The following is a 21,776-nucleotide window of genomic DNA, read 5'->3' on the forward strand; positions in this document are numbered from 1 at the left end:
ACTCGCAACCAGTCTGCCACAAAACGTGGCCTCTGGGCACCCGGCGCGGCCTGATTAGGTAAATCCCACAGAATCGGCCGAAGCGTTAGTCCTGAGCGTGCCGTTTTCCCCGCAGCTCCGCCCAATATCGAAGACGTTCGCCGATTGAAACCTCCGCCCCCCACTCAGTCGGGCGGTAGAAAACCGGCCGTCCCATGTCTTCGGGGAAATAGCTCTGCCCGGAAAACCCGTCCGGCGCGTCATGATCGTAGGCATAGCCGGCGCCGTAGCCCTCCGAGCGCATCAGCGTCGTCGGGGCGTTGAGGATATGCTTGGGCGGCAGCAGCGAACCGCGTTCCTTGGCGGCGCGCATCGCCGCCTTGTAGGCGACATAGACAGCGTTGGATTTCGGCGCCGCCGCCAGATAGACGGTCGCTTCGGCCAGCGCCAATTCGCCCTCCGGCGAGCCGAGATAGTCGTAGGCGTCCTTGGCTGCGAGCGCGATGCCAAGCGCCCGCGGATCGGCCAGCCCGATATCTTCAGCCGCCATTCGCACCAGCCGGCGCCCGAGATACAGCGGATCCTCGCCGGCATCGAGCATTCGGCAAAGCCAGTAGAGCGCCGCGTCCGGGTCCGATCCTCGCACCGATTTATGCAGAGCGGAGATCAGGTTGTAATGACCGTCCTGGCCCTTGTCGTAGACCGGCGCCCGACGTTGGACGATGTCCTGCAGGCTGGCCGCGTCGAAAACCTCGCCCGCCCGCCCCGCACGCCAGATCTCCTCCGCCAATGTCAGGATCGCGCGACCATCACCATCCGCCATCCGCAGCAGCACCGCCCGCGCCTCCTCGTCGAGCGGCAAGGGCCGGCCTTCCGCCGCCTCGGCCCGCAGGAGCAGCTTGGCAAGACTCTCCGACCCGTGCGGGCGAAAGGTGAGAACCCGGGCCCGCGACAAAAGCGCGGCGTTGAGCTCGAAGGACGGGTTTTCGGTCGTGGCGCCGACGAGGACGACCGTGCCGTCTTCCATCACCGGCAGGAACGAATCCTGCTGCGCCCGGTTGAAGCGATGGATCTCGTCGACGAACAGCAGCGTTCGCCTGCCGTTGGACTGGCGCAGTCGCGCCGCTTCGAAGACCTTCTTCAAGTCCGCGACACCGGAAAAGATTGCCGAGATCTGCTCGAAAGCATAATCGACTTCATTGGCGAGAAGCCGTGCGACGGTGGTTTTGCCGGTGCCGGGTGGTCCCCAGAAGATCATGGAGCCAAGGCTACCGGTTGCGAGCATGCGCGACAGCGCGCCGCCCTCCGCGGTCAGATGTTCCTGACCGGCGACCTCGGCAAGCGCGCGCGGCCGCAGCCGGTCAGCCAGCGGCCGCGAGGGATCGTCGGCCGGCGTCTGCGCGCCCTTCCCTGTGCCGGTCGACGGTCCCGGATCGCCGCCGCCAAAGAGATCCGCCAAGTCAGCGCACCATTTGGGTCATGCGACGACCGTCCCGCTCAACTTCGAATTGCCAGCCGCGATAGCGCCGTTTCAGCATTTCCTCCAACGACTTCGTCGAGGCAATGACGTCGCCGTTGATGGTCAGAAGAATATCGTTTGGCCGCAGGCCGAAGCGCTGCGCCAACGATCCGCGTTCCACGGTCGCCACGACGACCCCGGTCTTGTCAGCTGGCAGTCCCCGCTCCTCGGCGACGCGCGGCGACAGGTTGAGCACGGTCGCGCCGGAAAACGGGTTGTTGCCGGACAGGCTGCGCTCATCTCGTGGCGGGTTTTCGGGAGCCGCTTGCAGCGGGAGATCGATGGTTTCCCGATCCTCGCCACGCAAAACGCTCACCTTCGCCGTGCGCCCGACGCCTGCTGTCGCCAGCCGGTAGCCGAGGGCATCGGGATTGTTGATCGCAAACCCGTCGACAGACAAGATAACGTCACCAACCGTGATGCCGGCCTCTGCGGCCGGGCTATCCTTCACCACCGCTTGTACCAGCGCACCGGTCGGCCGGGGAAGACCGAGCGCATCGGCGATATCGGGCGTAACCGAGGCGAAGGTTGCGCCGACATAGGGACGCTCGAAACGCCCGCCCGCCTTGGCGGCGCGCTGGAAGCTCGCCACCATGTTGGAGGGAATCGCGAAGCCGATGCCGTTGGAGCCGCCGGAACGCGAAAAGATCGCCGTATTCACGCCCACCAGCCGCCCCTTCATGTCGATCAGGGCGCCACCGGAGTTGCCGGGATTGATCGCCGCGTCCGTCTGGATGAAGAAGCCGAAATCGTTGACGCCAATATGGTTGCGCGCCAGCGCCGAGACGATACCGGTGGTGACAGTCTGGCCGATGCCGAACGGATTGCCGATCGCCAAGACGAGATCGCCGATTTCCAATTCGTCCGAGTCGGCGATCGGCAGCGAGGGGAACGGCCCGGCGCCATCGATCGCAAGGATCGCCAGATCGACCTTCTTGTCCTTGAGAAGCACCTTCGTTTCGAATTCGCGACCATCACTGAAGGCAATCTTCACCTCGTCGGCGTTCTCGACGACATGGTTGTTGGTAACGACGAGGCCAGATGAATCGATGATCACACCGGAACCGAGCGCCGACTCCATGCGTGGCCGGTCATCGAACCGTTGGCCAAAAAACTGGCCGAAGAAGGGATCGTTCGCGAAGGGTGATTGCCGTGTCGGGACCACGCGCGCGGCATAGACGTTGACGACGGCCGGCGCCGTTTCCTTGACGAGCGGCGCGAAGGAGAGATCGATTTCCGCCCGGCTGGTCGGCACCGCTTCCGCCTTGCCAGCAGATTTATCAGGAGCCAAAACGACCGGCCCTTGATCGTCTTCAGCGCTGGTGCGCGTCCCGGGCTCGCCCGAGGACTGCTGCCTGTCGACCCTGCCACCATCGCGGTCCGGCGTCTGCTCACCGAGCAATCCGTCGATCCAGCCGCCCACGCTCCAGCCGTGATCAGCCCCCAGAGTTGGCGAGGCTGCTAGAAAGGTCGCGATCAAAGCGACCCATAAGACCTGTTGCGACCGCATCACCCGCTTGTCGTTCCCCGCCGACTCGCCTTTGGAAGTCGGCTCCGGTTTAAACCAGACGAGAGCCATGAAAAAGGGGCCTTATCGAGGCCCGTCAGAGTGCTGACAGACCCCGTCGATTTTCGGCGGAGTTTTTTGTTTCGAGCGGCGAAGTTTGTCTGAGCGGGTTCGTGAGACGGCGCCGGTTGGGTGTGTTGGCGCAGCTCGTGCGTGGGGCTGGCTTTGCGGCGAGCGCCATCGCGATCTTCTTGATGTCGTGGGCAGCCGCTTCAAAAGCGGCCACCCTCTTCCCGTCTGCTCCGGCCTATTCCGATGACGGAATGCCGGGCGATGCTTACTTTTTGCCGGCGACCGCGGCGACCTCGGCGGCGAAGTCGGTCTCTTCCTTTTCGACCCCTTCGCCGAGCGCAAATCGCTCAAAGGCGACGATCTTGGCAGGAGCCCCGAAACCGGCTTCCGCCTCGGCCAGCGCCTTCTCGACGGTCAGATCCGGGTTGATGACGAAGGCCTGCTTGAGAAGCACGACCTCCTCGTAGAATTTGCGCAGGCGTCCTTCCACCATCTTCTCGATGATGTTCTCCGGCTTGCCCGACTGCCGCGCCTGCTCGACGAAGATTGCCCGCTCCCGATCGACAGTGGCCGCGTCGATCTCTTCAGCGGACAATGCTAGCGGATTGGTCGCGGCGACATGCATGGCGACCTGACGGCCGAACTGATTCAGCGCCGCCTTGTCGCCGGCCGATTCGATCGCCACGAGAACGCCAAGCTTGCCGAGTCCGTCGACTACCTGATTGTGAATGTAGGTCGCCACGACGCCTTCGCCGACGCTCAGCATCGTCGAACGGCGCAGGGCCATGTTCTCGCCGATCGTTCCGATGGCATCCTTGATCGTGTCGTTCACGCTCTTGGACGAACCCGGATAGGTCGCCGCGCCGACCGCCTCGACAGAGCCATCGGTTGTCAGGGCGACATTGGTGATATCGCGCACGATCGACTGAAAGGCGTCGTTGCGGGCGACGAAATCGGTTTCCGAGTTCACCTCGACGACGACGGCCTTGGAACCCTCGGCCGCGACCCCGACCAGCCCTTCGGCGGCGGTGCGGCCAGACTTCTTGTCCGCCTTGGCGATGCCCTTGGTGCGCAGCCAGTCGACCGCCGCTTCCATGTTGCCGTCGTTCTCGGCCAGAGCGGTCTTGCAGTCCATCATGCCGGCGCCGGTCAGGTCGCGCAGCTCTTTGACCATTGAAGCGGTGATTGCCATGTTTGCCTCTTCAGAAATAATTGGGCGCACCGGCTCGATGGGAACGGGTGCGCCGGACATGTGGCGCCTCGGTTACGGCACCTTGGTGGGTCGAGTCGCGGCCGCGAGAGCCGGGCAAAGAAAAACGGGAGCTGGTTCTCCGCCGCCTCCGCTCACTCATTCGATGCGATCACGGTGCCGGCGTTGAACCCGTGCGGTCCGAATTCGGTGTGATCTCGGCATGCCTCCTGAAAATCGATCGAGACTTTCAAACAGGACCATGCATCCGTTTGCTCATGCAACGCTCGAGGCAGTGTCCCGGCGTCAACCACGCCGGAACCCTTGCTCTTCGACATTTGCTCAGGCGCTAGCCGCCTCGGTCTTCTCGTCGCCGGCGGCCTCAGCCTGCTCAGCAGCGACCGGCTCTTCGGTGGCGGCTGCAGCCGGAGCCGCTTCTTCGCTTGCCGGGGCAGCTTCTTCGCTTGCCGAAGCAGCAACCGTCTCTTCCTCGATCACCTCCTCGACAGGTGCTTCTTCGAGCGCACCGATGTCGACGCCGGAATCGCCCTGCTGGCGGGCAATGCCGTCCACCGCCGACCGGGCGATGAGGTCGCAGTAGAGAGTGATCGCGCGAGCGGCGTCGTCATTGCCCGGGATCGGGTAATCGATCGATGCTGGATTGCAGTTCGAATCCACTACCGCGACGATCGGGATATGCAGCCGCTTGGCCTCCTCGATCGCGATCGACTCCTTGTTGGTGTCGATAATGAAGATCATGTCCGGGACGCCACCCATGTCACGGATACCGCCGAGCGCCCGGTCGAGCTTGTCGCGCTCGCGCTGCAGCGTCAGACGCTCCTTCTTGGTGAAGCCCTGGGCCTCGCCAGAGAGCATCTCGTCGAGCTTGCGCAGGCGCTGGATCGACTTGGAGATGGTGTTCCAGTTGGTCAGCATGCCGCCGAGCCAGCGGGCGTTGACGTAGTACTGGGCCGAACGCTGCGCCGCGTCCGCGATGATGTCCGACGCCTGGCGCTTGGTGCCGACGAAGAGCACGCGGCCGCCACGGGCGACCGTGTCAGAGACCGCCTGCAGAGCGCGGTGCAGAAGCGGCACCGTCTGCGCGAGATCGAGAATGTGGATATTGTTGCGCGCGCCGAAGATATAGGGCGCCATCTTCGGGTTCCAGCGGTGAGTCTGGTGGCCGAAATGGACGCCCGCTTCGAGAAGCTGGCGCATGGAATAGTCTGGCAATGCCATGGTATGTTTCCTTTACCGGTTGAGCCTCCACGGAAAGAAGCGGCCGGATGCCGCCACCGGTGGATTGCGTCGTTCGAGCAGAACTCGACCGTCGAAACCCGACTTCCGTGTGTGGAATGGACGCGCCGATACACCAAAAGCCGCGACGAGGCAAGCCAAGCGCGCGTTTGGCTTGCCTCTAACGGCACGGCGTTGCTACGCCCCGTCGGTTCAGGGGCAGTCAGGTATTTCAAAAAGGTCGAGGCTCGCGAGGCCGCCGGCCAAGGTATAGCCGTCGAAGGTCAGCACCAAATCATCGGAGACGCCGTTCTCGTAGAGCGTATAGGCCGTTTCGAAAATCGGCAGACCGTCCGGGTCGCTGTCGGAATTGTAAAAGGATTCGCTGATACGCCAGGCGGCGAGACCGGTAAGCTGGTCAGATAGAGACGCGCGCCCGTCGCTTGGCGTCACCTCGGCCACCTTCCCGTCGCGCCCCGTGCCAGACTCCGAAGCCGGCGCGATCACCGCGGTACTCGTCAAAAGCTTCTCGACCTCCTCGTCGCCATCATAGAGCCGTGTCTCGACGATCCGCGCGCCGGCCTTCGCCTGCCCGATCAGCGCAATCGTATGCTGCATCGGAAACAGGGATTTTGGTACCTCGACGGTCCGGACCTTGGGGGCTGTCAGGGCGACCCGCGTCACGTCGCCTCGCGTCGACGCGGTGCCAATCACCGCATTTTCCGGACTGGCGTCGATGAAGGTCTTGGTCTCGAAGTCGAAACGCTCGCCGTCGGCGCTTTCGGTGGAGCGCGTCTGCTGATCGGTGACGATCAGTTCCTGCTCCTGCTGGAAGCGCGCCACGAAGCGATAGTCGAGGTCGTATGTGTCGCAGGTCTTCCGGCGCATCTCGATCGCGATCCGGCCCTGCGCGTCGACCAGGTCGCTATCCCCCTCACGCATCGACAGGTCGTAGGAGGCCCGGTGCGGCACCAGTTCCTGCGCCGAGGCAACGGCGGAAAACACCCCAACGATACTGATCAAAAGCGGAAGGGTTGTCGCTCGCATGACGGGATGATCTTTCGCTGGATCGACGGATGGGCTACCGATCGATCGAATTTCGCAGCACCCTATTCCGTGGGCCGTGATGGGCGATAAACCCATCCGGCGCTCCTATCCCTGAAGACGAAGGAAGACAATATCATGGCCGATTCGATCGAGACCCGTCTGCGCGCCGCGAGTGTGACTCTGCCGGAGGCGGCGGCCCCCGCGGCAAACTACGTTCCCTTCGTCGTACACGGCCGGCTGCTGCAGACATCGGGCCAGCTTCCGATCGAGGATGGCAAGCTAGCCGTCGTCGGCAAGCTCGGCGCCGGCGTCTCGCTGGAAGAGGGTCAGGCGGCGGCGCGCCTGTGCGCGATCAACATTCTCGCGCAGGCCAATGCCGCGCTCGGCGGCGACTGGCGCCGGGTGAACCGCCTCCTCAAACTCACCGTGTTCGTGGCGAGCGACGCCAGCTTCACCGAACAGCACAAGGTCGCCAACGGCGCGTCGGATTTCCTGGTCGAGATCCTCGGCGACAAGGGCCGCCATTCGCGCTCGGCGGTTGGTGTCCCGGCGCTGCCCCTGGACGCAGCGGTCGAAATCGAAGCGCTTTTCGAGATCGATTGACATGATCGCCCGCTATAGCGGTCCGCTCGGCTGGCTGGTCGAGCGGCCGATCGCCCACCGGGGATTGCATGACGGCAATCAAGCCGTCGCCGAGAATTCAATTCCGGCGGCACAGGCGGCGATCGCGTCGGGCTGGGCGATCGAATGCGATGTCCAGCTCTCCGCTGACGGCACGCCTTATATTTTCCACGACGCCGCGCTCGACCGGCTCACCGGCCGCGAAGGCGCGTTTCGCGCGACCCGAGACGTTGCGATCCAGGAACTCGACCTCGCCGTCACCGGGGTCAGCATTCCGACAGTCTCGGCGTTTCTCGAGATGGTCGATGGTCGCGTTCCCGTGGTCATGGAGTTGAAAGGGCTCGATCCGGCCCGCGACGAAGGCTATTTTGATCGGCTTGGCCCGATCGTCGAAGCCTATGCCGGCCAGCTCGCGCTGATGTCGTTCGATTCGTGGCTCATCGGCCAAATGCTCGAAGCGCGCCCAAACCGCCCGATCGGCCTCACGGCCGAGGGAACCCGGCCCGAGGTTCTGGCGGCGCATCGGCAGATCTATGCAGGCGGCTGCGACTTCTGCTCCTACAACGTCCACCATCTGCCGAACGCCTTCGTCGATTGGGTTCGGCGCGAGCACTGCGCGCCGGTGATCTCCTGGACGGTCCGCACGGCTGAAGACGTTCGCCGCAGCCGCGATTATTGCGACCAGATGACCTTCGAGGGCTTTACACCTGAGTCCTGAAGGCTTGCGTCGCGCCACCGGCGACATAACTCTCCGCCATGATGGAAAAGCCGCAGGGCGCTCCAGTCGAGGGCGACGACATATTCACGATCAGGATCGTCGATACGATCGGCGCGGTCGCGGCCGAGCGATGGGACGAGTTGGCGGCAGTTGCGGTCGATTCGGCTTCCGTCAACACACAAAAAACCACCATCAACCCGTTCGTTTCCCACGCCTTTCTTAGTTCGCTGGAAGACAGCGGCAGCGTTAGCCAACCGGCAGGATGGCTGCCCCAGCATCTGGTTCTTGAAGGCCCAGGCGGGAAGCCCATCGCGGCCGCGCCCGCCTATCTGAAGTCGCATAGTCAAGGCGAGTATGTCTTCGATCACGGCTGGGCCGACGCGTTCCAGCGGGCCGGCGGTCGCTATTATCCAAAGCTGCAGATGGCGGTGCCTTTCACCCCGGCGAGCGGCCCACGTCTTCTGGTCGGAGGCGACGGTGGCGCGGCAACCCGCCGCATGGCGCTTGCCGAGGGAGCCAAGAGCTACGCCGCCAGGACCGGCGTGTCGTCGGTTCATGCGACCTTCCTGCGGCCGGCCGATCGGGCTGCGTTTGAAGACGCGGACTGGCTGCACCGCACCGACCAGCAGTTTCATTTTCACAATCGGGGCTATGACAGCTACGAAGCCTTTCTCGGCACCCTCGCCTCGCGCAAGCGCAAAGCCCTGCGCAAAGAGCGGGCACAGGCGCTCGTCAACGACATCTCGATCGAATGGCTGACCGGGCGCGACCTCACCGAGGCCGTATGGGACGCCTTTTACGAGTTCTACATGGACACCGGCAGCCGCAAATGGGGTCGTCCCTATCTCAATCGCGAATTCTTCAGCCTCGTCGGCGAGCGGATGGGCGCGCAGATCTTGCTGGTGATGGCCAAGCGCAACGGCCGCTACATCGCCGGCGGACTGAATTTCCTCGGCCCCGATACGATCTACGGCCGTAATTGGGGGTGCGTGGAAGACCACCCCTATCTGCATTTCGAGGTCTGCTACCATCAGGCGATCGACTATGCGGTCGCACATGGGCTGGCGGTCGTCGAGGCAGGTGCCCAAGGGGAGCACAAGCTGGCCCGCGGCTACGAGCCGGTGACAACGCATTCGGCCCATTGGATCGCCCATCCGGGCCTGCGCCGCGCGATCGAGGACTATCTCGATCATGAACGCACCGAGGTCGCGCGTGTCGGCGAGATTCTGGGCGGCCATACGCCTTACAAGAAAGATGCGTCCTGATGCGCGGCGAGCGGCACAGTCGACAAAAGCCGCGCGGTGCCGCATCTGTGGAGGCAATCCCCGCACGTCGGGTGAGCACAGAGGGGAAGGATTTTCATGGACACCTATGACGACGGCAACATCTTCGCGAAAATCCTTCGCGGCGAACTCCCGAGCCAGACGCTCTACGAGAATGCGGCGGCTATCGCGATCATGGATGTGATGCCGGAGTCGAAGGGGCATTGCCTGGTCATTCCCAAGGCACCCTCACGCAATCTCCTCGATGCCACGGACGAGACCTTGGCGAAGGTCATGCCGGTGGTGGCGAAGCTCGCCCGCGCGGTGAAGAAAGCCTTCGAGGCCGATGGCGTGCGGATCGCGCAGTTCAACGAGACGCCGGCGGGGCAGACCGTCTTTCACCTGCACTTCCATGTGGTGCCGATCTATGACGGGGTGCCGTTGAAACGTCATGCCGGCGGCATGCTCGACCAGGCTGTCCTCTCCGAGCAGGCCGACCGCATTCGCGCCGCCCTCGGCTGATTGTCCGCAACCTGGCCCGCAGATTGTGCTCAGGTCAGGACGGCGCCGCCGATGAGAATCGCCTCGGCGATGAGAATGGCGACCAGCACCCGCCGGCCCAACAGCAGGTAAGCCGCGAAGCCCGCCGCAAGAGCTCCGACCCGGATGAGCGGGGCGATCGCGGCGAGCGAACCGGTGGGAAACAGTACCAGCTGCGCGATTACGGCCGCCACCAGCGATGTCGCGATCGTCCGTGCAAAGGCCGCGAAGGGCGAGTGCTCGTCGATGCGGCCGGCCGACAGGACGCCGAGATAACGCCATATGTCGGTGGGCAGCCATCCCGCCAAAAGGATGAAGACGAAGGGCCACCAGGGCTCCGCAATCGCGGTGAAGCTCAAATCGCCCATCACGCGAGCCGCCGCCCTTCGATGATCCGGCCGGCCATATAGGCGACCGTCCCGCCGGCAATTCCGGCGACCAGGAGTTCAAAGCCGGGTATGAACCAATGGGCCGGCGGCAGAGCCGCCATTCCCGTGAACAGCGCAATACGGCCGGATGCTTCGCGAGCCGTTCCGAAGAGCGACGTCAGGAAATAGACCGGCGTCAGAAACGCCAGCGCGCCTGTCGCCAGGGCCGGCAATTGGCCCATCAAATTAAAAACAAGGGCGACGAGGACGGTGTTGATCGTCGTCAGGGTTACGGCGAAGGCGCCGAAGAAGACGGTGCGTTTGTCGCGCGGCACGGTCTCGATCCGCTCCATTGCGAAGATCCACCCGGTTATCGCGACGAAATGCGACAGGAAGAGCAGCGTCCCGGTTCGGGTCTTCGGTCCTTTGATCACCGGCATCAACGCGACGACCATCGGCATCATCCGCAGCGACGACAGTCCGACCGCCAACGCGGTCGCCGGGAGCGAGGCACCGGCTGTGATGGCCCCGACCAGAACGATTTTCGCCGGCAACGCCCAGACCGTGGCGGTCATGAACGAGGCTTCGACCCAGGTCAGACCGGCATCGCGGCAGAGTGCCGCAAAGCCGACAAAGGCGGTGGTCAGGATCAGCGCCGGCGGGCTGGCGATTCCCCTGATGCCCCGGAGCGCCCAGAACAGGGACGAACGATCTCGTGCGGCTGTCTCACCATGCATGGTTCAGGTCTCTGGAAGGATGTGCACGAAAAAGGGGTCGCCGATGGAGCGACCCCTTTTGGATTTGCGGATCAGGAGGATTTGCGTGGGACCTTCGGCACGGTGCCGGGGCGTTTTCCGGCGCGCGCCGCCACCACCGTTGCAAGCTCGCCTTCGGCGTCGCCCCCGCCGGCCGCATCGTCGTCATCCTCGGACGGAGCGTCGTCGAAGTCCGGTCCGTCGGCCGCGACCTTCACCCGCTTCTTCGCCTTGGACGAACGCTTCGGTTTGGGCGGAACCACGTCGGCGATCGCCTCAAGCTTCAGCTGCTTTTCACCGTCCTCCGCCTCGACGACGGTGACCTTGACCGTCCCACCATGCTTGAGCTTGCCGAACAGCACCTCATCCGCCAGCGGCTTCTTGATGTGCTCCTGAATGACCCGGCTGAGCGGACGCGCGCCCATATTCTCGTCATAGCCCTTGTTGGCCAACCAAGCGACGGCTTCCGGCGCCAGCTCGAAGGTCACACCGCGCTCGGAGAGCTGAGCCTCGAGCTGCATGACGAACTTCTCGACCACCTGATGAATCACCGGGGTCGGCAGTGCGCCGAACGGTATAATGGCATCGAGCCGGTTGCGGAACTCGGGCGTGAACAAACGATTGATTGCCTCCTCGTCCGCTCCGGTCCGCCTCGAATGTCCGAAGCCGATGTTGGCCTTGGCCATCTCCGACGCCCCGGCATTGGTCGTCATGATCAGGATCACATTGCGGAAATCGATCTGCTTGCCGTTGTGATCGGTCAGCTTGCCGTGGTCCATCACCTGCAGAAGGATGTTGAAGAGATCCGGATGGGCCTTCTCGATTTCATCCAGCAGCAGCACGCAATGGGGGTGCTGGTCGACGCCGTCGGTGAGCAGCCCGCCCTGGTCGAAGCCGACATATCCCGGAGGTGCGCCGATCAGCCGCGAAACCGTGTGGCGTTCCATGTATTCCGACATGTCGAAGCGCAGCAGTTCCACACCAAGCGCCGACGCCAGTTGGCGAGCGACCTCGGTCTTGCCGACGCCGGTCGGGCCCGAGAACAAATAGGAGCCGATCGGCTTGTCCGGCTCGCGCAGTCCGGCCCGGGCCAGCTTGATCGCCGAGGCTAAACCGTCGATCGCAGCGTCCTGGCCGTAGACCACCCGTTTCAGCTGCGCATCGAGATGAGCCAGAACAACCTCGTCGTCCTTGGAGACGGCCTTCGGCGGAATGCGTGCCATGGTCGCGACGGTCGCCTCGATCTCCTTCACCCCGATCTGCTTCTTGCGCCGGGATTCGGGCAGCAGCATCTGCGAAGCCCCGGTTTCGTCGATCACGTCGATCGCCTTGTCCGGAAGCTTGCGGTCGTTGATGTAGCGCGCCGATAATTCCACCGCCGACTTGATCGCATCATTGGTGAACTTCACCCGGTGGAAGTCCTCGAAATAGGGCTTCAATCCCTTGAGGATCGACACCGTATCGTCGATCGACGGCTCCTTGACGTCGATCTTCTGGAAGCGGCGGACCAGCGCCCGGTCCTTTTCGAAGAACTGGCGGTACTCCTTATAGGTCGTCGAGCCGATGCAGCGGATCGCGCCCGAAGACAGCGCCGGTTTCAAGAGGTTCGACGCGTCCATCGCGCCGCCCGACGTCGCGCCGGCGCCGATGACCGTGTGAATCTCGTCGATGAACAGGATCGCGCCCGGATACTCCTCGAGTTCCTTGACCACCTGTTTCAGACGTTCCTCGAAATCGCCCCGATAGCGGGTTCCGGCCAGCAGCGTTCCCATGTCGAGGGAAAAGATCGTCGCATCGGCGAGCACGTCCGGCACGTCGCCTTCGACCACTCGCTTCGCCAACCCCTCGGCGATCGCCGTCTTGCCGACGCCCGGATCGCCGACATACAGCGGATTATTCTTGGAGCGCCGACACAGCACCTGGATCGTGCGGTTGATTTCCTCGGCGCGGCCAATCAGCGGGTCGATCTTGCCCTTGCGCGCCTTCTCGTTGAGGTTCGAACAATAGGCCGTCAGCGCATCCTGCGGCGTCTTGCGCTTGCCTTCCTCGTCCTGGCCTACGGTCGACTGGTCCTCTTCCACGCCGCGGATGGGCCGGCTCTCGGTGACCCCGGGGCGCTTGGAAATCCCATGCGAGATGAAATTGACCGCGTCGTAGCGGGTTATTTCCTGCTCCTGCAGGAAATAAGCGGCATGGCTCTCGCGCTCGGCGAAAATGGCGACGAGCACGTTCGCCCCGGTCACTTCTTCGCGACCCGAGGACTGCACATGGATGACCGCCCGCTGGATCACCCGATGGAATCCGGCGGTGGGCTTGGAGTCCTCGTCATGGCCGGTCACGAGATTGGCGAGTTCGGTGTCGATGTAGGTGGTCAGATTCCTACGCAGGATATCAAGGTCGACGCTGCAGCCCTGCATCACCGCAGCCGCATCCTTGTCTTCCAGGAGCGCCAGCAGCAGGTGTTCCAGGGTCGCGAATTCCTGTCGCCGCTCGTTTGCAAGTGTCAGTGCCTGATGCAGCGATTTCTCTAGGCTCTGCGAAAATGTCGGCAAGCTTCACCTCAGTTCTTTTCCATCACGCATTGCAGCGGATGTTGATGTTGGCGGGCGAAATCCATGACCTGCGTGACCTTCGTCTCCGCTACCTCGTAGGTAAAGACCCCACATTCGCCAACACCGTGGTTGTGCACATGCAGCATGACCCTGGTGGCTGCCTCGCGATCCTTCTGAAAGAACCGCTCCAGAACGTGAATGACAAACTCCATCGGAGTGTAATCGTCGTTCAGAAGCAGCACCCTGTAAAGGCTCGGCTTCTTGGTTTTCGGCTTTGTCCGCGTGATGACGGACGTTCCGCGCTCAGTATCGTCCTTATCCCCCCGGCCGGCCTGAGCCTTGGCGGCCAAACCACCGCCGCGGGTCGGAAATGCGTCTTCGCTCAAATCAGCCACCATCGTCATCGCATCGTATGTATGTGCCGAGGCCGGGATTTTAAGACGGCTCGCGTTCGCGGCAAAGCATCATTGCGAGTTCATGTCGACCGCCGACGATCGGCCCGACCAGGATAACGCAAAAAAGGCCCGGCAAGCCGCCAGGCCTTTTCGACATATTGCGTGGGGCTGGAGCCGTCCTTGCGGGCGGCTCACATGCCGGAAATCAGGCGGCGGCCTTCTTTTCTACCGACTGAGCCGCCTGCTTGGCGGTGCGGCTGCCCGTATCCGCGGCGGTCAGCGCCGTCTGCTCGAAAGGCTTGTAGGCCTGCTTGGCAAGGTCGGCATAGATCTCGCCCATCCGCGTCGCCTGGGAGACCCAGCTCTGATAGGCGGTCTTGGCGTAATCGGTCTGCAGCTCGATGCCCTTGTCCAGGGTCTTGGTCTTGAACAGCTTCTCCAGCATCTCCGCCTGTTGTTCGTAGGCGCGCTTGGTGAAATCCGACGTTTCCGCCGCGATCTGCTGGAAACCCTTCGTCACGACGGACGCCGACTTGACCGCGTTGTCCATGGCTTCCTGAGTGATTTTGCTGGCGTCTTCGTAAACGTTCATCGTGCGAATCCCTGAGATTGGTGGTTCGGCGGGGCAGTTGCGCATGATCGCGATCCGCGCCCGATGGCAGTCATAATATATTGCGATGCACAATAAAAATCAAGAGTACGCTGCAGTGCGAAATTCGCTTCGCACTATCGGGTAGTGCAGTCTCTCGAATCGGTCGATTGCGATGCAGCGATCGAACAATTCGACAACCATAAACCGATTGGTAAGTCGGCCGGATTACGCTCGTGGACAATAAGCCGACGTTGTGTGGGTGGAATGGCGACCAGCCTTCAGGGCCTGTTCCTTTCCGCTGCCCCACGCCGTCACGTGTTGCCCGAGTGAGAGAGTTGCCGCGTGCGTAACCAATTCGACGGACTCAAGACCGCCGCCAGAAAACTGACCAGGATGTTCGTGCTCGCCGCCATGGGGGCGGGTCTTTCGCTGACCCATGCCGCCGGTGCCGACGCCAATCCGAAATATGCCGGCTTTGTCATCGACGCCAACAATGGTCAGGTGCTGTATTCGGAGAATGCCGACGCGCCGCGTTATCCCGCGTCGCTGACCAAGATGATGACCCTGTACATGACCTTCGATGCCTTGAAGAACAGGCGAGCTTCGCTTGGGAGCCAGATGCCCGTCTCGGCCTATGCGGCCGGCCGACCGCCCTCGAAGCTGGGGTTGAAAACCGGGTCCACGCTGACGGTCGAGGAAGGTATCTACGCGCTCGTCACCAAGTCCGCCAACGACGCCGCCGTCGTCCTGGCGGAATTCCTTGCCGGTTCGGAATCGACCTTCGCGGAGCAGATGACGGCGAAGGCGCGCAGGATCGGCATGCGTGCGACGACCTTTCGCAATGCCAACGGCCTGCCGGACAACGCGCAGCGAACCACGGCCCGCGATATGGCGACGCTCGGCATCGCGCTCAGGGAGCATTTTCCGGAATATTACAAATATTTCAGCACGCGCTCCTACAGTTTTCGCGGACGCCGGTTGGGCAACCACAATCGCGTCCTGGGACGCTTCCAGGGAACTGACGGCATCAAGACCGGCTATATCAACGCCTCCGGTTTCAACCTCGTCAGTTCGGTGGCGCGTGACGGCAAGAGCCTCGTCGCCGTCGTGATGGGAGGGCGTTCAGGGCGATCGCGCGACGACCACATGGTCGAACTCCTGAATCGCTATTTCCCCAAGGCCAGCACGCGCGACACCGGCCCGCTGGTCGCCTCGCGCGCGATCGGAAACGTCGTCGTGGCCGAATTGCCCAAGCGCGGTCCCGTTCCCGATTCCCGGCCAGTCATTCCGGCGTCGATCGATGAGCGTATCGCGCTTGCCTACGGTTCGGAGCCGGCGGCCGCAATCGCCCGCCTACCGGAACCGCGGAGCCGCCCTCTCCTCGGCCGAGACGCTCTGCGGGCCGCCCTCGTCCAGGAGCGTCCGGTGAGGCGGACTCCGTTCCCCGAATCCAGTCGCAGCATTCCGGCAGCTTTCGGTATTCCGCTTCCGCCGTCAGCGATTCCCGGTGGCAAGGACCTAGACCCGAGGACGACCGGTTCGGTCACGGCGAGCGCCGCGCCCGCATCGACGCCAGCCTCGCCCTGGGTGGTGCAGATCGCCGCGACCCCCGGTGCCGACCAGGCTATGGCGATGCTCGGCGAAGCCAAGAACAAGGTGGGCGGGCCGCTATCATCGGCGGTGCCATTCACCGAGACTGTCAAAAGCGGTTCCCAGACGCTCCATCGCGCGCGCTTTGCGGGTTTTGCCACCAAGGATCAGGCCCGGAGCGCCTGCGAGGCGCTCAAGCGCAACGCCTATAATTGCTACGCGGTCGCGAACTGACTCGCGCGGGATGGCGGGCACCGCCACCGGCCGCAGTCCCACGATTTCCCTGTGTTGTGTATAAAAGGGTTCCGTCATGTCGATCGAGCTAAGCAGACTCGGGCTAGTCCCGTCAGAACATCAGCCGGGCCGCTCTTCCTCGGCAGGGTTGCATCCACTGCAGCAGGCGGCGATGCGTCTTTCCGACGTCCGCGAAGGGCGCTCCCGCCTGAAGGCAAAGGATCTCGTCGGCCTGCTACTGTCGCACGGCGCCCGGGCCTGGCGGGCGTCGCAGCCGGTCTGTTACAGCCGGATCAAGACAGCGGGCCCTTGCGGAGCGCCGGCGGTCAGGCTTCGCTTCCGCTGATCGCACGCCGCTCGCAGCGATGGGCGGCCAGCGAAAATTACAGAAGTCCCAGTTCCATCAGTTCCCGGCGAAGATCCGGCGGAAACGGCTCCTCTCCCGATGCGGAATCGGGGATGTCGGCCGGCGCGTCTTCGGCCTTGAAATAACGCCATCCCTGAAAAGCGCGTCGGGGCTGCCAGACGGTACGCACGAGAACCGGTTGCAGCACAATGTGGCACCGCTTGATTCCCTCCCCGTCGGTAAACGGCCGGATGGCCATAATTGGCTGGCGTACCTGGACCTGGCCCTTGATCACCCAATAGAGCGAGCCGCCATCGATGATGTCGTCGACTCGCGTCGGGGTCATGCGGGTGGTGTGCGTATACTCGGTTGACAGGCCGCCGCGGCGCGCCCTGGCGAGGCGATTTTCCACATGCGTTTCCAGTTCGTCGATGCTTTCGACGCCGACGCACAGTTTGATCAAATGCAGAGCCATACCGACGCTTGTCGAGGCAATCCCCGTCTTGCGTCAAGGCTGGAGAACGGTAAATCGCCTTCGGTGTGGACGAGGTTTGCCGGCCGAGGCGCGAACGAGAAGCTGCCTCGCCCGAAAACAGGCGGCAACAGACGGTCTCCATCGCAGCGCCTTCTCAATACCGAAGCGAACAAAACGGCCCTGCGATGACATCACAGGGCCGCGTCTGTCGGACAGTCGAATGAGGTGTCTTGCCGGTTCGCTCCGGCCGCGCCGTCAGTTGGCCGCGATCGCGATCGTCTCGGGCACGCTGAAGAGGAAACCGAGAAGCAGTAATGCCGAGAAGATCGAAACCGTCCAGACGGTTACGCCCCAGCACGACTTGCGCACGCTGTCATCCATTTGAAACACAATCCTGATTCATGAAGCTGGCGAACCGCTTACGACCCCCCGTCCGGCGATCCGCAGTGGTTAAATATCGGTTAACCCCCGCCTTCACAAGATGCTGTCCCCGAAAATTTTCGGATGGTGAATTTACACTCATCAGCCTTGCCCCGACCTTGACGGAACGCTTGCCCAGGTGCCTGTCACTGTTGTGACTCGGCACGAGCGGCCTACGACTGGGTGGGAGTGGGCATAAATGGAACGAGAAGAGGCATGGCCGATGGTCATCGACACAATCGATCTGGCAGCACTGGTGATTTTCCTCGTCGTGTGGGTCGGCTATAGCTGGTTCACGGAACGAGGACCGTTCGCGGAGCGAGGCCTGTCGAGCGCCATCAACCAGCAGCGGGAACGCTGGATGCGGGTCATGTTCCTGCGCGATCTGCGTATGATCGACACCGCGATCATGGCTGGACTGCAGCAGGGTACGGCATTTTTCGCTTCGGCCTGCATCTTTGCCATCGGCGGGACCTTCGCCATGCTGGGTTCGGCCGAGCGTATCGCGGTCATCGCCTCAGATCTGCCATTCTACGGTCGGCTCGACCGGGCGTTGGTCGAGTTCAAGCTGCTTGGGCTGGTGATGATCTTCGCCTACGCGTTCTTCAAGTTCGGCTGGGCGTATCGCCTGTTCAATTATTGCTCGATCCTGATCGGCGCGATTCCGATGCATGCCGATGCAGAGGCGAACCCCGCCGAAGCCGAACGAGCCGTCGTGCGTGCGGCGCGGCTCAACCAGCAAGCCGGCCTGAATTTCAATTCCGGGCTGCGGGCGATCTTCTTCGCACTGGCCTATCTCGGCTGGTTTCTCGGCCCATATGCGCTGTTTCTCACGACCTTCCTGGTCCTCATGATCTTGGCCAACCGCCAGTTCTATTCCCCGGCCCGAAAGGCGTTCATCGATTGACCGACGATCCGAAACAGTTTCCGCAACCCGACCAACTCACCATCACAGAGGCGATCGAAACGGCGGTCGCGGCGCGCGAAGATGGCAAGACCGTCTGCCCCTCCGAGGTGGCGCGAGCCCTCGCCGGATCCGACGAGAAAAACTGGCGGCGCCTGATGAAGCCGATCCGGGCCGAAGCTGTCAGGTTGGCCGATGCGGGCCGGCTTGATATCCGCCGCAAGGGCAGGACCGTCGACCCGCATGATTTTCGGGGCGTTTATCGTCTGGCCGCACCCCGCTCGACCGAGAATTGATCGGCTGAATAATTCGCGTAATCGCGGGCCCAAGGCTTAGGTTCTGGGGCCAGGTATGAGCGCATCGGTGCGCCCCGCCAGGCGATAAGCCAGGAGCCCAAGATACTCGCGTATCGCGAAATGCACCTTCTCCAGATTTCGGGTCGTGGCGCTCGACGGGCGCCACAGCGCGGTGCCCGACGGCGTACGATAGTCCACCGGATAGGGCAGCACCGGGAACTGCGCGACCCGGAACGTTCCGACGGCACGCGGCATATGGTAGGCTGACGTCACCAGCAGCCAGGTCTCGCCCGGCTTCGGCTGTGCGAGTTGTCTGGCGTAGAGCGCGTTTTCAAACGTATCGCGCGCCCGACTGTCGAGCACCAGCCGCTCCGACGCGAGGCCGAGCGAAAGAAAGAACTCGCTGGCCGCCTCCGTTTCCGGGATGTCGTCCTCGAACACGGCGGCGACGCCGCCGCTGAACAGCACTTTCGCCTCCGGATATCGCCGCGCCAACGCCAGCGCTGCCGTCACCCTGTCGGCGGCCTCATTGAGCTCCGGCACGCCCCGGGTTCGGGCCACACGCGTGTCGAACGCTCCGCCGAGGACGATGATCCCGGTAACCTCGGCGGGAAGCTCCGGGCGCGGAAAACGATTCTCCAGGTACGCCGTCATCACCAAGCCCGCCGGCGTCAGGCTACTGACCGCCAGCGCGATGGCCGCGAGCGAATACAGCGTCACGGCGGTCCGCCGATAGCGCAGCCGCCCGGCAAGCAAGCCGAGCGCTCCAAGGAGCAGGATGGCCACCAGCGGCTGCAGGAGAAACCAGCCGAGTTTGGCAAGATAGAAGAACAGGGCCGGCCTCCTGGCATGGGTGGTAGTGCGGCACCCTCATATCAGAAGCCGACGACCCGTGTATCCTCGCCAGCCTCAGTCAAACCATCACGATTCCGCATCGCCGGACTTTTCCACGATGACCGGCGTGCGCATGATGATCTCGCGGTGCGGGAACGGGATAGCGATACCGTTTGCCTTGAACGCATCCCAGAGCGCCAAAAACACTTCGCCCTTGACGTTGGTGAGTCCAGCCTGTGGATCGCGGATCCAGAAGCGCACGACGAAATCGATGGAGGAGTCGCCGAAGCCGGTCATCCAGCAAACGACACCCTTGTGATTGACGACCCGTTGGAGCGCGACGGTCGCCTCTTTGGAAATGCGTATCACCTCGTGCGGATCGGAATCATAGGAGACGCCGAATTCGACGTCGATACGCACCAGATCGTTGGAGAACGACCAGTTGATCACCTGGTTGGTGATGAAGTCCTCGTTCGGGATCAGATATTCGCGTCCGTCCCGGGTCACCACGGAGACGAAACGCGCGCGCAGTTCCCTGATCCAACCGAAGGTATCGCCAAGCGAGATCGTGTCCCCCGGTTTGATCGACCGGTCGGTCAGGATGATGATGCCCGAGATGAAGTTCGAGACCACCTTCTGCAGACCGAAGCCGAGACCGACACCGATTGCGCCGGAGAAAATCGTCAGCGCCGTCAAATCGACGCCGGCCGAGGCGAGCGCGACTGCCAGCGCCAAAAGGATCAGGCCGATCTTCAGGAACTTGCCGATCAGCACCCGGAGAGTGGGCGTTAGTTCCTCACTGCGCTGAACCCGAGTATCCAGAAAGTTTCCCGCGGTCGATGCCAGCCAGAGCGTGACGGCAAGGACCACTATGGTCTTGATGACGAGCAGCGCCGAGATGCGCGATTGCCCGACGGTCAGGGCGGTCTGGTCCAGCACTTCGGCGACCGGGCCGATGAGATCGAGAATGGAAAGCGCCGCCAAGCCCCAGGCGACGAAGGTGATCACGCGCGACAGTAGGCGGTTGCGGACAATTCGTGAGGCGACCGCGATGACGAGATAGGCGAGCGCAAGGTCGAAGACGATCGCGACGATCTGGGAGCGTGGCCCGCCCGCGGCCGCATCGATGAGCTTGGCGCCCCACAGGAGCAAGACGAAGAACACCAGGCCCATCCGCCGGCGAATGGCGGCAACGATACGCAGGAACCTTGGCGCGCCTTTGATCTTGCGGACCTGAAGTTCGATCGGCACACGCGACAGGCGATCGAGCAGCCAGGCGAAGGCGAGACAGGCAGTGACGATCGCAATCTGCAAAAGTGACGACGGCTGGTAGAAGAAGCCGAAAAGATCCTGGCTCCACTCCACGACATCCGCGCCGATCCGCTGCAGCGCCCGTTCGTCCATCAGGCGCGGTCCCAGTTCGGGGCAAAGGAGGGATCGATCAGCCTCTCCCGGCGACGCGTCAGCGCCGTTATCTCCTGCCGCTCGACGTCGGTTAGAGCGAAATCGAAGATGTCGATGTTCTCCTTCAGCCGATCTGGTTGGGAGGTCCGCGGAATAGCCCCGACACCATCCTGTTCAATCTCCCACCGCAGGACGATCTGTGCCGGAGTCTTGCCGTGGCGCCGGGCGGCGTCGCGAATGACCGAGTTCTCCAGAAGCACGCCACCTTTTCCGATGGGCGAATAGGCCACCATCGCCATGTCATGGCGCCGACACGCCGTCAGAACATCGTCCTGGCTCAGGAAGGGATGGTATTCGACTTGATTGCAGACGAGCGGTGCCGCCGACATAGCGGCTGCCTCGTCGAGCATGGCACTGGGAAAGTTGGCGACGCCGATATGTCTGGTCAGTTCCTCGCCGATCGTCGCGTTCAACGCGTCGATCGATTCTTCCAGCGCGATTTCGTGGTTCGGCCAATGGATCAGCAACAGGTCGACCGCCCCGATATTCAATGCCTCGAAGGCCTTTCGCGCGGTCGGCACAAGGTCGGCCTCACCAATGTCGGTCCACCAGATCTTGGTTGTGACGAACAGCTCTTCGCGATCGATGCCGCTTCGGCGAATTCCCTCGCCGACTTCCTTCTCGTTGCCATACATGCGGGCCGTGTCGAGATGGCGATAGCCGGCATCGATTGCCTTCGCCACCATATCGACGCAAGTCTCGCCTTCGAGTGTATAGGTTCCGAAACCGATCGCGGGGATGCGCGCGCCGTTCGCCTCGATGATCTTCATGAATTGCCTTCCCAGGGTAAAGGGCCGAATCGATCCAGCGGCCTCCATCATCAAAATAGGCGGCCCGCAAGGGTGTCCAGCGTCAAGGAAG

The 21,776-nt window shown here is 62.9% G+C and carries 22 protein-coding genes; 7 read left to right on the forward strand and 15 right to left on the reverse strand.

The window, feature by feature from the left end:
- Nucleotides 1-85: 85 nt before the first annotated feature.
- The 5 genes from VQ044_RS01775 to VQ044_RS01795 form a co-directional block, all read right to left on the reverse strand.
- Nucleotides 86-1,348 carry a replication-associated recombination protein A gene (locus VQ044_RS01775; protein WP_327650888.1) on the reverse strand — a complete coding sequence of 421 codons (1,263 nt, stop codon included), beginning with the start codon at nucleotides 1,346-1,348 and terminating at the stop codon, nucleotides 86-88.
- A 91-nt stretch (nucleotides 1,349-1,439) separates the two neighbouring features.
- The gene (locus VQ044_RS01780; protein WP_327690977.1) at nucleotides 1,440-3,008 is read right to left on the reverse strand and encodes a DegQ family serine endoprotease; all 1,569 of its coding nucleotides are present in this window, start codon (nucleotides 3,006-3,008) and stop codon (nucleotides 1,440-1,442) included.
- Between the two features lie 334 nt (nucleotides 3,009-3,342).
- The gene (gene tsf, locus VQ044_RS01785; RefSeq protein ID WP_327624067.1) at nucleotides 3,343-4,269 is read right to left on the reverse strand and encodes a translation elongation factor Ts; all 927 of its coding nucleotides are present in this window, start codon (nucleotides 4,267-4,269) and stop codon (nucleotides 3,343-3,345) included.
- A gap of 339 nt (nucleotides 4,270-4,608) precedes the next feature.
- Nucleotides 4,609-5,505, reverse strand: a complete 897-nt coding sequence (gene rpsB, locus VQ044_RS01790) for a 30S ribosomal protein S2 (RefSeq protein ID WP_327624066.1) — start codon at nucleotides 5,503-5,505, stop codon at nucleotides 4,609-4,611.
- Nucleotides 5,506-5,715: 210 nt separating this feature from the next.
- Nucleotides 5,716-6,549 (reverse strand): EipB family protein, encoded by an 834-nt coding sequence (locus tag VQ044_RS01795; RefSeq protein ID WP_327624065.1) that lies wholly within the window; start codon nucleotides 6,547-6,549, stop codon nucleotides 5,716-5,718.
- 135 nt (nucleotides 6,550-6,684) lie between these two features.
- Between VQ044_RS01795 and VQ044_RS01800 the strand changes: the two genes are divergently transcribed.
- From VQ044_RS01800 to VQ044_RS01815, 4 genes are all read left to right on the forward strand, one after another.
- Nucleotides 6,685-7,152 (forward strand): RidA family protein, encoded by a 468-nt coding sequence (locus VQ044_RS01800; protein WP_327624064.1) that lies wholly within the window; start codon nucleotides 6,685-6,687, stop codon nucleotides 7,150-7,152.
- Between the two features lies 1 nt (nucleotide 7,153).
- Nucleotides 7,154-7,888: a glycerophosphodiester phosphodiesterase family protein gene (locus VQ044_RS01805; protein WP_327646345.1), complete on the forward strand. Its 735-nt coding sequence runs from the start codon at nucleotides 7,154-7,156 to the stop codon at nucleotides 7,886-7,888.
- Nucleotides 7,889-7,926: 38 nt separating this feature from the next.
- Nucleotides 7,927-9,153, forward strand: a complete 1,227-nt coding sequence (locus VQ044_RS01810; RefSeq protein WP_327646343.1) for a GNAT family N-acetyltransferase — start codon at nucleotides 7,927-7,929, stop codon at nucleotides 9,151-9,153.
- 96 nt (nucleotides 9,154-9,249) lie between these two features.
- A complete protein-coding gene (locus tag VQ044_RS01815) occupies nucleotides 9,250-9,672 on the forward strand; it encodes an HIT family protein (protein WP_327646342.1) in 423 nt (140 codons plus the stop codon).
- Nucleotides 9,673-9,701: 29 nt separating this feature from the next.
- On the opposite strand, the gene VQ044_RS01820 is transcribed toward VQ044_RS01815, so the two are convergent.
- The 5 genes from VQ044_RS01820 to VQ044_RS01840 form a co-directional block, all read right to left on the reverse strand.
- Complete coding sequence (locus VQ044_RS01820; protein WP_327624060.1) at nucleotides 9,702-10,058, reverse strand: AzlD domain-containing protein; 357 nt, start codon at nucleotides 10,056-10,058, stop codon at nucleotides 9,702-9,704.
- Nucleotides 10,058-10,795 carry an AzlC family ABC transporter permease gene (locus VQ044_RS01825; protein ID WP_327646341.1) on the reverse strand — a complete coding sequence of 246 codons (738 nt, stop codon included), beginning with the start codon at nucleotides 10,793-10,795 and terminating at the stop codon, nucleotides 10,058-10,060. The genes VQ044_RS01820 and VQ044_RS01825 overlap by 1 nt, the downstream gene beginning before the upstream one ends.
- 71 nt (nucleotides 10,796-10,866) lie before the next feature.
- Nucleotides 10,867-13,365 carry an ATP-dependent Clp protease ATP-binding subunit ClpA gene (gene clpA / locus VQ044_RS01830; RefSeq protein WP_331827595.1) on the reverse strand — a complete coding sequence of 833 codons (2,499 nt, stop codon included), beginning with the start codon at nucleotides 13,363-13,365 and terminating at the stop codon, nucleotides 10,867-10,869.
- A gap of 8 nt (nucleotides 13,366-13,373) precedes the next feature.
- Nucleotides 13,374-13,763 carry an ATP-dependent Clp protease adapter ClpS gene (gene clpS / locus VQ044_RS01835; protein WP_327646339.1) on the reverse strand — a complete coding sequence of 130 codons (390 nt, stop codon included), beginning with the start codon at nucleotides 13,761-13,763 and terminating at the stop codon, nucleotides 13,374-13,376.
- A 202-nt stretch (nucleotides 13,764-13,965) separates the two neighbouring features.
- Nucleotides 13,966-14,352 (reverse strand): phasin family protein, encoded by a 387-nt coding sequence (locus VQ044_RS01840; protein WP_327624056.1) that lies wholly within the window; start codon nucleotides 14,350-14,352, stop codon nucleotides 13,966-13,968.
- A 342-nt stretch (nucleotides 14,353-14,694) separates the two neighbouring features.
- Between VQ044_RS01840 and VQ044_RS01845 the strand changes: the two genes are divergently transcribed.
- A complete protein-coding gene (locus VQ044_RS01845) occupies nucleotides 14,695-16,176 on the forward strand; it encodes a D-alanyl-D-alanine carboxypeptidase (protein WP_327624055.1) in 1,482 nt (493 codons plus the stop codon).
- A gap of 383 nt (nucleotides 16,177-16,559) precedes the next feature.
- On the opposite strand, the gene VQ044_RS01855 is transcribed toward VQ044_RS01845, so the two are convergent.
- Nucleotides 16,560-16,997 carry a DUF1489 family protein gene (locus VQ044_RS01855; protein ID WP_327646338.1) on the reverse strand — a complete coding sequence of 146 codons (438 nt, stop codon included), beginning with the start codon at nucleotides 16,995-16,997 and terminating at the stop codon, nucleotides 16,560-16,562.
- 255 nt (nucleotides 16,998-17,252) lie between these two features.
- Nucleotides 17,253-17,378 carry a hypothetical protein gene (locus tag VQ044_RS01860; protein ID WP_327624052.1) on the reverse strand — a complete coding sequence of 42 codons (126 nt, stop codon included), beginning with the start codon at nucleotides 17,376-17,378 and terminating at the stop codon, nucleotides 17,253-17,255.
- Nucleotides 17,379-17,616: 238 nt separating this feature from the next.
- On the opposite strand from VQ044_RS01860, the gene VQ044_RS01865 reads away from it, so the two are divergent.
- Nucleotides 17,617-18,324: a DUF599 domain-containing protein gene (locus tag VQ044_RS01865; protein WP_327646337.1), complete on the forward strand. Its 708-nt coding sequence runs from the start codon at nucleotides 17,617-17,619 to the stop codon at nucleotides 18,322-18,324.
- Nucleotides 18,321-18,617, forward strand: coding sequence for a DUF3253 domain-containing protein (locus VQ044_RS01870; protein ID WP_442872877.1), 297 nt, complete (start codon nucleotides 18,321-18,323; stop codon nucleotides 18,615-18,617). The genes VQ044_RS01865 and VQ044_RS01870 overlap by 4 nt, the downstream gene beginning before the upstream one ends.
- A 36-nt stretch (nucleotides 18,618-18,653) precedes the next feature.
- Here the strand turns inward: VQ044_RS01870 and VQ044_RS01875 are convergent, their stop codons facing one another.
- From VQ044_RS01875 to VQ044_RS01885, 3 genes are all read right to left on the reverse strand, one after another.
- The gene (locus VQ044_RS01875) at nucleotides 18,654-19,403 is read right to left on the reverse strand and encodes a YdcF family protein (RefSeq protein WP_327646336.1); all 750 of its coding nucleotides are present in this window, start codon (nucleotides 19,401-19,403) and stop codon (nucleotides 18,654-18,656) included.
- 135 nt (nucleotides 19,404-19,538) lie between these two features.
- Nucleotides 19,539-20,855 carry a mechanosensitive ion channel family protein gene (locus tag VQ044_RS01880; RefSeq protein ID WP_327646335.1) on the reverse strand — a complete coding sequence of 439 codons (1,317 nt, stop codon included), beginning with the start codon at nucleotides 20,853-20,855 and terminating at the stop codon, nucleotides 19,539-19,541.
- Complete coding sequence (locus tag VQ044_RS01885) at nucleotides 20,855-21,685, reverse strand: aldo/keto reductase (RefSeq protein WP_327646334.1); 831 nt, start codon at nucleotides 21,683-21,685, stop codon at nucleotides 20,855-20,857. The genes VQ044_RS01880 and VQ044_RS01885 overlap by 1 nt, the downstream gene beginning before the upstream one ends.
- Nucleotides 21,686-21,776 lie beyond the last annotated feature (91 nt).

It is taken from the genome of Aurantimonas sp. C2-5-R2 (assembly GCF_036549495.1).
GTDB classification, from domain to species: Bacteria; Pseudomonadota; Alphaproteobacteria; order Rhizobiales; family Rhizobiaceae; genus Aurantimonas; species Aurantimonas coralicida_A.

Coding starts and splice junctions, on each gene's coding strand:
- VQ044_RS01825 (WP_327646341.1), bottom strand. CDS start 10,795: ATGCATGGTGAGACAGCCGCACGAGATCGTTCGTCCCTGTTCTGGGCG.
- VQ044_RS01865 (WP_327646337.1), top strand. CDS start 17,617: ATGGAACGAGAAGAGGCATGGCCGATGGTCATCGACACAATCGATCTG.
- VQ044_RS01820 (WP_327624060.1), bottom strand. CDS start 10,058: ATGGGCGATTTGAGCTTCACCGCGATTGCGGAGCCCTGGTGGCCCTTC.
- VQ044_RS01855 (WP_327646338.1), bottom strand. CDS start 16,997: ATGGCTCTGCATTTGATCAAACTGTGCGTCGGCGTCGAAAGCATCGAC.
- VQ044_RS01860 (WP_327624052.1), bottom strand. CDS start 17,378: ATGGATGACAGCGTGCGCAAGTCGTGCTGGGGCGTAACCGTCTGGACG.
- clpS (WP_327646339.1), bottom strand. CDS start 13,763: ATGGTGGCTGATTTGAGCGAAGACGCATTTCCGACCCGCGGCGGTGGT.
- VQ044_RS01840 (WP_327624056.1), bottom strand. CDS start 14,352: ATGAACGTTTACGAAGACGCCAGCAAAATCACTCAGGAAGCCATGGAC.
- VQ044_RS01805 (WP_327646345.1), top strand. CDS start 7,154: ATGATCGCCCGCTATAGCGGTCCGCTCGGCTGGCTGGTCGAGCGGCCG.
- rpsB (WP_327624066.1), bottom strand. CDS start 5,505: ATGGCATTGCCAGACTATTCCATGCGCCAGCTTCTCGAAGCGGGCGTC.
- VQ044_RS01780 (WP_327690977.1), bottom strand. CDS start 3,008: ATGCGGTCGCAACAGGTCTTATGGGTCGCTTTGATCGCGACCTTTCTA.
- tsf (WP_327624067.1), bottom strand. CDS start 4,269: ATGGCAATCACCGCTTCAATGGTCAAAGAGCTGCGCGACCTGACCGGC.
- VQ044_RS01815 (WP_327646342.1), top strand. CDS start 9,250: ATGGACACCTATGACGACGGCAACATCTTCGCGAAAATCCTTCGCGGC.
- VQ044_RS01880 (WP_327646335.1), bottom strand. CDS start 20,855: ATGGACGAACGGGCGCTGCAGCGGATCGGCGCGGATGTCGTGGAGTGG.
- VQ044_RS01795 (WP_327624065.1), bottom strand. CDS start 6,549: ATGCGAGCGACAACCCTTCCGCTTTTGATCAGTATCGTTGGGGTGTTT.
- VQ044_RS01810 (WP_327646343.1), top strand. CDS start 7,927: ATGATGGAAAAGCCGCAGGGCGCTCCAGTCGAGGGCGACGACATATTC.
- VQ044_RS01885 (WP_327646334.1), bottom strand. CDS start 21,685: ATGAAGATCATCGAGGCGAACGGCGCGCGCATCCCCGCGATCGGTTTC.
- VQ044_RS01800 (WP_327624064.1), top strand. CDS start 6,685: ATGGCCGATTCGATCGAGACCCGTCTGCGCGCCGCGAGTGTGACTCTG.